The organism is Pengzhenrongella sicca, assembly GCF_017569225.1.
Lineage (GTDB): Bacteria > Actinomycetota > Actinomycetes > Actinomycetales > Cellulomonadaceae > Pengzhenrongella > Pengzhenrongella sicca.
This window is the reverse complement of the sequence record NZ_CP071868.1, coordinates 1805720-1818097: the sequence shown is the minus strand read 5'-3', so window position 1 is coordinate 1818097 and position 12378 is coordinate 1805720. Positions and strand designations below refer to the sequence as shown.

Here is a 12378-nt window from a genome sequence, read left to right as displayed (position 1 = left end):
GCAGATGGGCGTCAGCGAGATCGTCGGTTTTGTCACGGGCGCCGTGTGCGTGTGGCTGGCCGTGCGCCAGAACATCTGGACGTACCCGATCGGCATCGTGAACAACGTCGCGTTCGCGGTGCTGTTCCTCGGCTCCGGGCTGTACGCGGGCGCGGGGCTGCAGGTCGTCTACCTCGGCCTCGCCGGGCTGAGCTGGTACTGGTGGGTGCGGGGCGGTTCCGGCCACACCCCGCTGCCCGTCCGCCGGACCCCGGCGGCCGGCTGGGTCGCGGCGGCGGTCGGCGTCGTGGCGGCGACCGTCGCGCTGCGGGTCGTGCTCGCGACGTGGACGGACTCCCCCGCGCCGACGGCGGACGCCCTCACCACCGCGCTCAGCCTCGCCGCCCAGCTCATGATGGGCCGCAAGTGGCTCGGCAACTGGGCCGTGTGGATCGTCGCGGACGTCATCTTCGTCGGCCTCTACGCGAGCCAGGGCCTGTGGCTCACCGCGGCGCTGTACGCAGGCTTCATCGGGCTGTGCGTGCAGGGCGCCCGCACGTGGCGCCGCGACCTGGGCGCGACGGCCACGGCCGACCCTGCCGAGTCGGCCGACCAGGCAAACCCGACCGACCCGGCCGACCCAACCGCCGCGGACGCGGTGCCCGCGCGAGCATGACGCGCCGCGAGTTCCGGCACGCCCTGATCATCGGCAAGTTCTACCCGCTGCATGCGGGCCACCTGAACCTCGTGCGGGCCGCGCTCGCGCGCAGCGACCGGGTCACGGTCGAGGTGCTCACGACGTCGGCGGAGCTCGTGCCCGGCGAGGTCCGCGCCGGCTGGATCCGGTCCGAGCTGCCGCAGGCCCACGTCGTGACGGGGCTCGACGACGCCCCGGTCGACTACGACAGCGAGCCCGCGTGGCGCGAGCACCTGACGGTGATCCGGGCCTTGCTGGACGCCCCGGTCGACGCGGTCTTCACGTCCGACGCGTACGGCGCGGAGCTCGCGCGCCGGCTCGGCGCCGCCTGGGTCCAGGTCGATCCCGGGCGCACGCTCGCCGCGGTCTCGGGCACGCAGGTCCGCGCCGACCCGGCGGGGTACTGGTGGGCGCTGCCGCGCGCGGTGCGGGCCTGGTTCACGCTGCGCGTCGTCGTCGTCGGCGCGGAGTCGACCGGCACGACGACGCTCGCGGCCGCCCTCGCGGACCGGTTCGGGACGACGTGGGTGCCCGAGTTCGGCCGGGAGTGGACGGACGTGCGCCCCGGCGGGCCGACGGCGCCGTGGCACTCGGGCGAGTTCGACCTCATCGCCCGCGAGCAGGCGCGGGCCGAGGACGCCGCGGCCGAGCGGGTCCCGGTGCCGCTGCTGGTGTGCGACACCGACGCGGTCACGACGGCGCTGTTCCACGAGCGGTACCTCGGCGCCGCGTCCGCCTCGGTCCACGGCCTCGCGGCGAGCCGCGTCCCGGACCTGTACCTGCTCACGGGCGACGAGATCCCGTTCGTCCCGGACGGCCAGCGCGACGGCGAGCACATCCGGCACGCGATGGCCGAGCGGTTCCGCGAGGTGCTCGCGCAGCAGCCGGCCCCGTGGGTCGAGGTGCGCGGCAGCCGGGCCGAGCGGCTGGCCGAGGCGGCGACCCAGGTGACGGCGCTGCTCGCGCGCGGGCACGGGCTCGCCGGGCCCCGCGCGGCGCGCCGCGCGGACGGACCGGCTGCTCCCGCCGCGAACGGGGGCATGCTGTCCCGATGAGCGTCCCCCCGCCCGGCCCGTCCGCAGCTCAGCCGACCGGTCCGGCGCCCGCGCCGCCCCTGGGCCACGTGTCTTCCGCGCCGACGCGACCCGGTGCCGGGCGCGCGCCGGAGTTCGACCTCGACGTCGCGGACCTGTACCGCTCGCCCGCGCTTCCCGCCGACGCCGGGATCGACCCGGAGGCCGCGGGCTTGCCGCTCGACGAGAAGCTGCGGCAGGCGTACTTCTGGATCGTCAACCACGCGATCATCAGCCCGCACTACGACGTCGAGTTCACCGACGCGTCGGCGTCGTCGTTCCGGCTCGGCGACTCCCGCGCGCTGCTCACGCTGCCGACCGACCAGTCCTACTCGTCGTTCGTGCTCCTGCCGCTGCTGACGTTCGCGGTGCGGGGGCGCTGCCTGCTCGTCGGCGGGCCCGGCCGCGGCAAGACCGTGAGCGCGCTGCTCATGGGCGTGCTCGCGGGCTACCCGGCGCGCGAGGTGCGCCGCGGCATGCAGCACGGCCACCCGCAGCTGTCTGTCGCCGACCTGTTCGGCACGCCGCTGCCCCGCGACCTCGTCCAGGCGGCGTCGCTGGCCGACGTCGACGTCGCGTGGCGGTCGTGGCTCGGCCTGCGGGTCAAGATCGTCGACGAGTACAACCGGATCCCGACCCGCACCCAGGCCGCGCTGCTCACCCTGCTGGCCGACGGGTACGTCGAGGTCTACGACCAGGTCTACGAGACCGGCGACGCCGCGTGGTACCTCACCGCGAACGACGACGCCGGCGGCGGCACCTACCAGGTGGTGGACGCGCTCAAGGACCGGATCGACGTCGTCGTGCCCGCGCTGCCGTTCAACAACCGCTTCCTCGGCCAGCTCATCGACCGGGCCGAGCAGGGCGTGCGGCCCGAGAACGCCGTGCCGCCCCAGGTCGTGTACACGGCGGCCGAGCACGACCAGCTGCACCGCGAGGTGCTGGCCGTGCGGATCCCCGAGCCGGTGCGCCGCCGGCTCGAGTTCTTCGCCGGCCAGCTCGAGCTGCTCGAACGCGCCGGGTGGCAGTTCGAGTACCGGACCAAGGACACCGCCCGGCTCGCCGGGATCGACCCGCGCCAGTTCGCGGCCGCCGACACCGGCCGGGACCGGCTCGGCGACATCGGCGAGCAGACCCTGACAGGGCTGTCGGTGCGCGCGCTCCAGTCGCTCGTCGCGTACTCCAAGGCGATGGCGTACTTCCGGGGCCGCGCCGAGGTGGACCTCGCCGACCTGCGCGCCGTGCTGCCGTTCGTGCTGCACGACAAGGTCGCGCCCGACCTGCAGTCGGCGCCGTTCGCCGACCCCGCGCGCGACGCCCTGCGGGCCGACCGCGTCTCGTGGCTGCGCGACCTGTTCGACACCGCGTGCGCGCAGTACGACGCCATCGGCCTCGACCAGGACGACCCCGTCGGGGTGATCCTCGCGGAGGTGTCCGCCGGCCTCGACGGGCTGACCGAGGCCGAGGTGCTGGGCCGGACCGCGCGCATCGAGCAGCTCCTCGGCTCGTGGCAGACCGGCCGCAAGCTGTACGGGCACCTGTACGACGACGCGCTCGTGCTCAAGTACGCCCACCAGCGGTACACGAACTACCTGACGTGGCTGCGCTGGAGCGCGTCCTGACCGGCCCGGGCGCGTCGGCTGCGGCCGGCCCGGGCGCCGCCCCGGCGTGGGCGGCGCTGCTCCTCGAGCGCCGGGACCGGACCAACGCCGTGCTCGCGCGCGCACGGGCAACCGGCGCGCGGTCGGAGGACCTGCGCGCCGCGCTGCTCGACCTCGGGCCCCTCGTCGAGACGCTGGCCGGCGACCCCGCGTTCGCGCGCGACCGGTCGGGCAAGGTCGACGCGCTCGCGCGGGCCGGCGACGCGCTCGTGGACACCGTCGTCGGGCTGGTCCGCACCCGCCGCTGGGCCGGCCCGTCGGCCGAGCGCACCAGCGTGCTCGAGACGGCCCCGCTGCTGCCCGCCTGGCTCGCGCACGACCCGCGCGGCACGCTCGAGGTGCTCGTGCACGGCGCGCACCACGCGGCGCGCGAGGGTCACCCGGACGTCTGGGCGCGCCGGCTCGTCGCGGCCGCCAGCGATCCGACCGCCTGGCCGTCCGCGCCGGGCGACCCGATGGCGACCCTGCGCGACCTCGGCGTGATCGCGGCCTGGCGTGCCGGCGTCGTGCGCACGCGAACGGCCGCGCTCGCGGCGGCGCGGCGGGTGCCCGCGCGCGCGGCCCTGATCGCCCTGGACCTCGCGGCCGACGCCGACCTGCCCGCCGCACTCGAGCGGATCGAGGCGGAGCCGTGGTGGTGGCCCACCGCGGCGGCGCACCCGGGCCAGGCGCGCGTCATGGCCCGGCTCGGCGGGTTCCGCGGCACGGGCGGGCCGTGGGTCCGCCAGCCCCGGGTCGTGGGCTCCCGCGGCGACGGCTGGCGCTGGGACGTCGAGACCGACGCGCCCGTCGCCGGCGGCGCCGCCGAGCACTGGCTCGTCGCGGCCGACGCCCACGGCTTCGCGATCCGGCGCACGACTCGCCCCGACGACGCCCCGGCCGGCGCGCGCCCGGGGCTCGACTGCGCCGACGGCGCGTTCGTGCTCGCGGGCTCCCCCGGCCGGCTGCCCTGGGACGACGACCTCACCGGGAGCGCGACCTGCGGCGCCGTCGCGCTGCTCAGCCGCGCGAGCTCCTACGCGGTCGACGTCGTCGTGGCGGACCGGTGAGCGCGCGCGGGCCCGCCCGGCGTCGCGGCGCGAGCGGCGCCGAGATCGACGCGCTCCGCCTGGACTGGGCCGCGCAGTGGCCGCAGGCCCTCGCCGCCTGGGGCCGCTTCACCCGCCTGCACGCGCCCGTGCTGCACGGGCGCGGCCAGACGCCGGCCGATGTCGGCTCGTTCGCGTGGTTCTCATGCACCGACGTCGAGGTGCACATCGACCTCGCCGACATCGCCGACCGCGGCCTCGCCGACCACGCGGTCGCGGTGCTCGCGCACGAGATCGGCCACCACGTGCTCTCCCCCGGCGACCTGTCGACGTCGGCGCTCCTGCTCGCGCGGGCCCGCACGGGCCTGGTGGACCTCGTCGACGCGGCGCCGCTGATCTCCAACCTCTGGTCCGACCTGCTCATCAACGACCGGCTGCAGCGCCGTTCCGGGATCGCGATGGACGCGCTGTGGCGCGCGATCGGGCCGCCGCAGCCGGACGACGTCGTGATGCAGCTCGTCGCGCGGACCTACGAGCTGCTGTGGTCGCTCCCGAGCTCGACGCTCACCCAGCCCGCGGCCCCGATCCCCGAGGCCGAGGCGGGCCTGTGCGCGCGGCTCGTGCGGGCGTACGCGGACGACCCGGTCGGCGGGATCGGCGGGTTCGCGGCGCTCGTGCGCCGGCTCGCCGGCCCCCTGCCCGATCCCGGCGCGCCGGACGAGTCCGCCGCCGCCCTCGCCGACCGCACGGACGCCGCCTCGAGCCGCATCGGGACGGGCCGCGCCGCGGTCTGCGCGCAGCACGGCGAGGCCGGCGGCCAGGTCGTCGGGCTGTCCGGCGACCCGACCCTCGCCACCCCGGTGCTGCACCCCGCGCTCGACCCGCGCGTCGTCGGCCCGGTGCCCGACCCGGGCGACGCCGAGCCGGCCGCCGACCCGAATGCCGCGCCGCCCGGCGTCGGCCCGGGCAGTGGGCAGGCCCTCTCGCCCGCCGCCTACCACCAGGTGCTCACGCAGCTCGGGGTCAGCGACTCGCTCGAGGAGTCCGCGCGCCGCTGGTACCGCGAGCAGGCCGCGCGCTACCTCGTGCCGTTCCCGACCCGGACCTCGCCCGCCGTCCTCGAGCCGCTGCTCGCGGCGCACGAGCTGTGGGAGGTGTCCGACGACCTCGGCGACATCGACTGGACCGCGACCCTGCTGCGCTCGCCCGTCGTGGTGCCGGGCGTCACGACCGTCCAGCGCGGGCACGACGACTCCCCCGGCAGCGACCCCGCACCCGAGCCCGTCGACCTCGACCTGTACCTCGACTCGTCGGGGTCGATGCCGGACCCCCGCGGCCGGGTCTCGCCGATCGCGCTCGCCGGCGCGGTGCTCGCGCTGTCCGCGCTGCGCGCCGGCGCCAGGGTCCAGGCCACGACGTGGAGCGGCCCGAACCAGATCGCCGGCACCGGCGGGTTCACGCGCGACCCCGACGCCGTGCTCACCGCGATCGTCGCCCACTTCGGCGGGGGCACGAGCTTTCCGCTGCCGCTGCTCGCGGCGACGCACCCGGACCTGCCCGACCCGCGCCGTCGGCCCTGCCACATCGCCGTGATCTCGGACGACGGCGTGTCGTCGATGTTCGGGGCGGGCCAGGAACCCGGCGCCGACGACGTCGCGGGCCGGGCCGTGCGCTCCGCGGCGGGCGGCGGGAGCCTGATCCTGCTGGCGAGCGCGCAGGTGGTCGAGCACATCGCGTCGATCGCGCCCGGGTACGACGTGTACGCAGTTGTCGAGTGGGAGGACCTCATGCCCTTTGCCCGCGAGTTCGTGCGCCGCACCTGGGCGCGCTCCGCCGGGGCGCGCTCCGCCGGGGTGCGCTCGCCCGGGATGCGCTCGCCCGGTATTCAGCCGCCCGGGGTGCGGCGATGACCGCCGCGCCGACGGGGCCGTCCGTCGCCGCGCTGATGCAGCGCCTCGCGGGCGGCTCGCCCGACCTGCTCGATCCGGGCGTGAACGCGGTCGCGCTCGTCGCGGACACGCTGGTGGACACGTGCGGCGTCGTGCTCGACCGGCCGACCCGCGCGCTCGTGCGCACCGACGTCGACGCCACCGACGACGCCCGGGCGGCCGCGGCGCTGACGTGCTGGCTCGCACTGGCGCCGGGGCTGCGCGCGGCGTGGTCCGCGGGGCCGGCCGGACAGGGCGCCGGGGCGGCCGAGCGGGTGCTCGCCGCCGTCCGCGCCCTTGTGACCGAGCTCGCCCCGAGCGTGCCGCCGCGCCGCTGGATCGAGGACCCCGCAGGTCGCGAGGAGGCGGCGCGCGCGTTCCTGCGGGCCGCCGGGCTGCTGCCCGCGGGCGAGAGCGCCGCGATCGCGCAGGACCGCTGGTCCGCGATCAGCACCGCGGCGCGGCGCGACGCCGAGCGCGAGATCGCCCAGGAGGCCCGCCGCACGCAGGAGCTCGCGCGCCGGCTCGCGGAGCAGCGCGCCAAGGAGGCCGTCGCGCAGTACACGTACGTCTGACCCCTCCGTTCGACCCCTCCGTTCGACCCCCCACCACCACCGAAGGGCCTGATGACCGACCAGCCGACGCCGGAACGTGTGACGGCGGAGCGCGCGGAGCCGGAACGCGACCTCCCCGACGTGCTCGGCGAGTACGTGCCGCGCAGCGCGGTCGCGCTCACGGACGCGCAGCGGTGGCCGACGCAGACCGTCGCCGGGGAGCGCGCGCTGCGCGCCGTCCGCGAGCACCCCCACGCGCCGGAGTGGGTGCACGAGTGCGGCGACCGCCTCGACGCGGGCGATCTCGCCGCGCTGGCCGACCTCGCCGCCGACTACGCGAGCCGCGGCGACCGGGGCCCCCGCGCGCGGGCCGGGTTTGAGCCGGCCGCGCCGCCCGCGCAGCCCGACCAGCCCGAGTGGGTCGGCGCGCTCGTGCGCCGGGTGCACGCGAGCGTGCCCCGCTACCGGCGGATCGCGCGGTTGCACGGGCTCGATCCGGCGGCGCTCGGCCCCCTGGCGGACGTCGCGCCCATCGGCCGAGCCGAGCTCGCGGGCGGCGCGGCGGGCGGGCTCGCCGACCTCGTCCCGGTCGACGTCGAGCTCGACCGGCTCATCGAGGGGTCGAGCTCGGGCAGCACGGGCAGCGCGCTGGTGATCGCGCTGCACCCGCGCTCGGTCGCGGGCGACCTCATGCTGCTGCGGCACCTGCTGCGCGGCGTGGGCGTCGAGTGGCGGCCCGAGCCCGGCCGGCTCGCGCTCGCGAGCGTCGTCGCGCAGGACGCCGCCTTCACCTACGCCTCGACGATGTCGGCGTTCGGCCACGCGCCGATGGCGCGCGTCAACCTCGACCCGGGCGGGTGGCGGCGCCCCGGCGACCGCGAGGCGTTCCTCGCGGCGACCGACCCGCAGGTGATCACGACGTCGCCGTGGCCGCTGCTCGAGCTCGCCGACCTCGACGCCGACCTGCACCCGCTCGCGGTGGTGAGCGGCGCGGCCGCGCTCACGCCGGCGGCGCGCGCGCGGGTACGGGACCGCTGGGGCGTGCCCGTGCTGGACCTGTACGGGCTGCGCGAGACCGGTCCGCTCGCGGTTTCGACGGACGGCGGTCCGCACGTGCTCGTGCCGCGGCGGATCCACGTCGAGATCCTCGACCCGGCCGGCACGCCGGTCGCCGACGGGGTGCGCGGCGAGATCGTCGTGACGGTCGACGACAACCCGTACCTGCCCCTGCTGCGCTACCGCACGGGCGACGTCGCGGCGCTCGTGCACACCCCCGCGGGCCCGGCGCTGGCGGGACTCGAGGGGCGCGAGCCGGTGCGCCTGCGGCGCGGCGACGGCGCGTGGTCGGACTGCATCAACGCGACCCAGCTGTTGCAGGCCCATGGGCTGCTCGGATGGCGGCTACACCAGCTCGCGGGCGGCGACCTGACCCTCGCGGCGCTCGGCGGCGATCCGGCGGCGGCGCGACTCAGCCTCGAGCGGCTGCTCGACCAGCCGGTCACGGTCACCCCCGTGGCGACGTCGGCCGGGCTCGGCGCCGGCAAGCCGCGCCGGTACACGAGCGACCTCCCCGGCGGCGCCTGAGCCCGTCGCCCGTCGCGATCGCGGCGCGGCTGCGATCCTGGCGTGATGACGGACTCCGGCTCGATCGCCGCCGAGCTGTACGGGCTGCGCCCGCAGGAGTTCGTCGCGGCCCGGGACGGCGCCGCGAGGCAGGCGCGCGCCGACGGCGACCGGCCGCTCGCGGCCGAGCTCGCCGCGCTGCGCAAGCCGACCGTCTCGGCCTGGCTCGCGAACCTCCTCGTGCGCGACGACGCCGCGCTCGCCGCCCAGCTACCCGAGCTGGGCGCGGGGCTGCGCGCGGCGCAGGCGTCGCTCGACGGCGAGCAGCTGCGGGAGCTGGACCGGCAGCGCCGGCGGCTCGTCGCGTCGTTGGTCGCCCGCGCGCGCGGGCTCGCGTCGTCGGCCGGCGTCCGCGTCGCGGACTCGGCGCTGCAGGAGCTGGACCGGACGCTCACCGCGGCGCTCGCCGACCCGGAGATCGCCGCGGAGGTGCTCTCGGGCCGGCTGACCGGGCCACGCGAGCACGTCGGCTTTGGCGCCGCGGCCGCCCCCGGCCCGCACCTCGCGGTCGTCCGGGACGCCGTGCCGGCCAGCGCGGCCCCCGCCGGCGCCGCGGCGGCGAAGCCGTCCGGCCGCCCGGCGCCCACGCGGCGGAGCCGGCTCACGGTGACCGAGCCGCCCGCCGCGAGGCCCGCGGCGGCGCCGGCCGAGTCGCCGGCGGACCGGCGGGCCCGGGTCAGAGCACAGGAGCGCGCCGCGGCGCAGGTCGCGGCCGCCGCCGCGGCGCGGGCCGCCCTCGAGCGCGCCCGGTCCGAGCTTGAGAGCGCGCGCGAACGGCAGCGCACGGCGGAGCAGGCGCGCGCGCAGGCCGAGGACGGCGTCGCGCGGTGGGACGACGTCATCGCGACGGCGCGGCCCGAGATCACGGCGCTCGAGCGCGAGCTGCGCACGCTGACGGCCTCGCTCGAGCGGGTCCGGACCAGGCTCGCCGACGCCGAGCGCGAGCGGCAGGCCGCCGCCGCCGCCCTGACGTCGGCGCGGCATGGCGCCACGACCGCGACCGCGGCCGTCCGCGCGGCCAAGGACGCGGTCGCCAAGGCCACCCGCGCGGCGGCCCGCCACCCCTAGCGGCCCCCCTAACGGAGCGGAGGTGGGTGGGCACCCGGCAGGGTTCCGGCCACGCCCACCCCGGCTCGCGAGGTCAGGCGGGACCGAAGCGCTGGACCGCGAGCGCCTTGCGCTTGGCGGCGACCACCTCGCGGTCCTTCGGCGGCGCGTTCGTCACGAGCGCGTCGAGCAGGTGCCCGGTGAGGTGCGCGATCTCGTCGACGGCCCGCTCGAACGCGGGCCGGTTCGCCTCCGACGGCTTGGTGAAGCCGCTGATCTTGCGCACATACTGCAGCGCGGCGGCGCGGACCTCGTCGTCGGTCGCGGACGGTTCGAAGTTGTACAGCGTGTGGATGTTTCGGCACATTTCGCCAAGGTACGCCCCGGCCGTGGGCCCGCCAAGGCTCAGCCGGCAAGCAGCTCGTCGAGGCGCTCGTGCCCCTCGCGGAGCCCGCCCTCCATGCCGCTCGCGAGAATCGCGTCGCGCGCGGCGAACGAGTCGACGAGCGACGTCGCGGTGAGCCGGGTGCGGCCCGCCCCGATCGGCTCCAGCACGAGCCGCTCGAGCGAGACGCCGTCCGGGTACCCCTCGAACGTAAACGTCTGCACGATCAGCGAGGGCGGGCGGACCTCGTGGAACGACCCGTGGAAGCCGAACTCGTTGCCGTCCGACACATGCAGGTAGCGGTACGAGCCGCCCGTCCGGCAGTCGTAGTGGTCGATGACCATCGTGTGCCGGCGCGGCCCGAGCCACTGCGCCACGAGCGCGGGGTCGGTGTGGGCCTGGAAAACCTTCTCGGGCGGCGCGTCGAACTCGCGGACGATCCGGATGAGCGGGACGTCGGGATCGGCGCTGATCTGCGTCTGGTGCGTACCGGTGGTGGTCATGTCGGGTCTCCTGCCTGGGGTCTGCTGGGTGTGTGGGGGTCTCGCCATAGCGGGTGCGAGCTCAGGGCTCGGGTGCGACGTCGTCGGGCAGGTCCCGGAGCACGTCGTCGAGGCGGCGGTACCGCTCCTCGGCCTGCCGGCGGTACCGCTCGATCCACGCGGTCATCAGCTCGAAGACCTCCGCCTCGAGGTGGACGGGCCGGCGCTGGGCCTCGCGGCTGCGGCTGACGAGACCCGCGTCGCCGAGCACCTTGAGGTGCTTCGACACGGCCTGCAGGCTCACGTCGTACGGCTCGGCGAGCTCGTTCACCGTCGCGTCGGCGACGGCGAGCCGCGTCACGATGTCTCGCCGCGTGGGGTCGGCCAGGGCCGCGAACACCCGGGTCAGCGGATCGGCAGCCACGGCCTCCCCCGTTCTCCCGTACCTCGTACCTCGTACCTCGTACCTCGTACTCAACCGTGCGGTTAAGCACGACCCTAGGGCCGACCCCGGGCTTGGTCAACCCCCTGGTTGATAACGCCGGCCTCGCGGCGGCTGGGACAATGGCCTCATGACGCAGACAGCTCCGATCGACGTGGCGCTCCAGGCGTTCGACCCCCGTCCCGACATCCGGCTCATCGCGGCCGACATGGACGGCACCCTGCTCGACGACAGCGACGCGCTGCCGGACGCGCTCTTCCCGCTCGTGCACGAGCTGCACCGGCGCGGCATCACCTTCTGCCCCGCGAGCGGCCGGCAGTACTTCAACCTGCTCGAGCGCTTCCGCGACGTCGCCGACGACATGGTCTTCATCGCCGAGAACGGCGCGTACGTCGTGGGCCGCGGCGAGGAGATCAGCTCCGAGTGCCTCGCGCCCGACGACGTCGGGCACCTCGTCGCCGCGATCCGCACCCTGGCGACGTCGGGGGCGGACGTGGGCGCCGTCGTCGGCGGCAAACGATCGGCGTACGTCGAACGCCGGGACCCCGCCTTCCTCGCGCAGGTCGGCCGGTACTTCACCCGGATCGAGGTGGTCGAGGACCTCCGCGCCGTCACGGGGGACGAGTTCGTCAAGGTCGCCGTCTACGACTTCGGCGACGCCGAGCGCACGAGCGCGCCGTCGCTCGCCCGGTTCCGGGACGCGCTCCAGGTCGTCGTGTCCGGCGAGCACTGGGTCGACGTCATGAGCAGGTCGGCGAACAAGGGCGACGCGATCCGTCGCCTGCAGGCGACGCTGGGGGTCACGGCCGACCAGACGATGGTGTTCGGGGACTTCCTCAACGACCTCGAGATGATGGACGCCGCCACGTATTCGTTCGCGATGGACAACGCCCACCCGGACCTGCGGGCGCGGGCAAGCTATCTCGCGCCGGCGAACTCGGCCAACGGCGTCGTGCGGACGATCTCGTCGGTGCTCGGCCTGCCCTGGACGGCCTGAGCCCGCGGCCGGACTCCGGCAGGTCTGCGGCATGTCTGCGCCGTCGTGTCGGTGGCCGCCGCTAGCGTCGAGATATGACCAGGACAGGCGTTCACACATGTGTCTTCTTCGACGACGCCGACGGCGTCGACCTCGCGTGCTCGTGCGGGGTCCGCGCGGTGCGCGTGCTCGCCGAGGACGGGACCGAGATCCTCGCGCTCCTCGACTCGGGCGTGGGGTCCCACGGCGACGTGATCGCGGGCGGCGTCACGGTGGGCTCGTTCGGCGAGCGGCCGACCCACTTGGCCGCCTCCGCCTGACCGGTCGACCGACCGCGCCTCGGCTCGCCTGGCGACCACTCGACCGACGATCACTCGACCGACCGGCGAGACGGCGCGTCCCGCCTGTTGACCGTTCGACCCGGGTGCCGGATGCTTGCGGTGGGCCTGCGCACCTGCGTCGACGCCCACGATCGAGGGACGGAGCGCGTGATGACCCCTACC

General features: G+C 76.3%; 13 protein-coding genes. 10 read left to right on the top strand and 3 right to left on the bottom strand.

Annotated features, from left to right (window positions below):
• The first annotated feature begins 4 nt into the window (after positions 1-4).
• Genes pnuC through J4E96_RS08255 form a run of 8 tightly spaced genes read left to right on the top strand, consistent with a single transcriptional unit; the run spans position 5 to position 9611 of the window.
• Positions 5-655 (top strand): nicotinamide riboside transporter PnuC, encoded by a 651-nt coding sequence (gene pnuC / locus J4E96_RS08290; RefSeq protein WP_227425278.1) that lies wholly within the window; start codon positions 5-7, stop codon positions 653-655.
• Positions 652-1731 carry an AAA family ATPase gene (locus J4E96_RS08285; protein WP_227425277.1) on the top strand — a complete coding sequence of 360 codons (1080 nt, stop codon included), beginning with the start codon at positions 652-654 and terminating at the stop codon, positions 1729-1731. Before pnuC ends, J4E96_RS08285 begins: the two co-directional genes overlap by 4 nt.
• Positions 1728-3371, top strand: coding sequence for a MoxR family ATPase (locus tag J4E96_RS08280; RefSeq protein WP_227425276.1), 1644 nt, complete (start codon positions 1728-1730; stop codon positions 3369-3371). The genes J4E96_RS08285 and J4E96_RS08280 overlap by 4 nt, the downstream gene beginning before the upstream one ends.
• Positions 3347-4459 carry a hypothetical protein gene (locus J4E96_RS08275; RefSeq protein ID WP_227425275.1) on the top strand — a complete coding sequence of 371 codons (1113 nt, stop codon included), beginning with the start codon at positions 3347-3349 and terminating at the stop codon, positions 4457-4459. The genes J4E96_RS08280 and J4E96_RS08275 overlap by 25 nt, the downstream gene beginning before the upstream one ends.
• Complete coding sequence (locus J4E96_RS08270; protein WP_227425274.1) at positions 4456-6348, top strand: vWA domain-containing protein; 1893 nt, start codon at positions 4456-4458, stop codon at positions 6346-6348. Before J4E96_RS08275 ends, J4E96_RS08270 begins: the two co-directional genes overlap by 4 nt.
• Positions 6345-6941 (top strand): hypothetical protein, encoded by a 597-nt coding sequence (locus tag J4E96_RS08265; protein ID WP_227425273.1) that lies wholly within the window; start codon positions 6345-6347, stop codon positions 6939-6941. The genes J4E96_RS08270 and J4E96_RS08265 overlap by 4 nt, the downstream gene beginning before the upstream one ends.
• Positions 6942-6992: 51 nt before the next feature.
• Entirely contained in the window at positions 6993-8504 is a 1512-nt protein-coding gene (locus tag J4E96_RS08260) for an AMP-binding protein (RefSeq protein ID WP_227425272.1), read from the top strand.
• Between the two features lie 45 nt (positions 8505-8549).
• Positions 8550-9611: a hypothetical protein gene (locus J4E96_RS08255; RefSeq protein ID WP_227425271.1), complete on the top strand. Its 1062-nt coding sequence runs from the start codon at positions 8550-8552 to the stop codon at positions 9609-9611.
• 73 nt (positions 9612-9684) lie between these two features.
• On the opposite strand, the gene J4E96_RS08250 is transcribed toward J4E96_RS08255, so the two are convergent.
• The 3 genes from J4E96_RS08250 to J4E96_RS08240 form a co-directional block, all read right to left on the bottom strand.
• Positions 9685-9957 carry a DUF2277 domain-containing protein gene (locus J4E96_RS08250; protein WP_227425270.1) on the bottom strand — a complete coding sequence of 91 codons (273 nt, stop codon included), beginning with the start codon at positions 9955-9957 and terminating at the stop codon, positions 9685-9687.
• A 38-nt stretch (positions 9958-9995) separates the two neighbouring features.
• Positions 9996-10478, bottom strand: a complete 483-nt coding sequence (locus J4E96_RS08245; protein ID WP_227425269.1) for an SRPBCC family protein — start codon at positions 10476-10478, stop codon at positions 9996-9998.
• A 61-nt stretch (positions 10479-10539) separates the two neighbouring features.
• Entirely contained in the window at positions 10540-10881 is a 342-nt protein-coding gene (locus J4E96_RS08240) for an ArsR/SmtB family transcription factor (RefSeq protein WP_227425268.1), read from the bottom strand.
• A gap of 148 nt (positions 10882-11029) precedes the next feature.
• On the opposite strand from J4E96_RS08240, the gene J4E96_RS08235 reads away from it, so the two are divergent.
• Together J4E96_RS08235 and J4E96_RS08230 are read left to right on the top strand one after the other, a co-directional pair.
• Complete coding sequence (locus J4E96_RS08235) at positions 11030-11896, top strand: Cof-type HAD-IIB family hydrolase (RefSeq protein WP_227425267.1); 867 nt, start codon at positions 11030-11032, stop codon at positions 11894-11896.
• A 74-nt stretch (positions 11897-11970) separates the two neighbouring features.
• Complete coding sequence (locus tag J4E96_RS08230) at positions 11971-12195, top strand: hypothetical protein (protein ID WP_227425266.1); 225 nt, start codon at positions 11971-11973, stop codon at positions 12193-12195.
• The last annotated feature ends 183 nt before the right edge of the window (positions 12196-12378 follow it).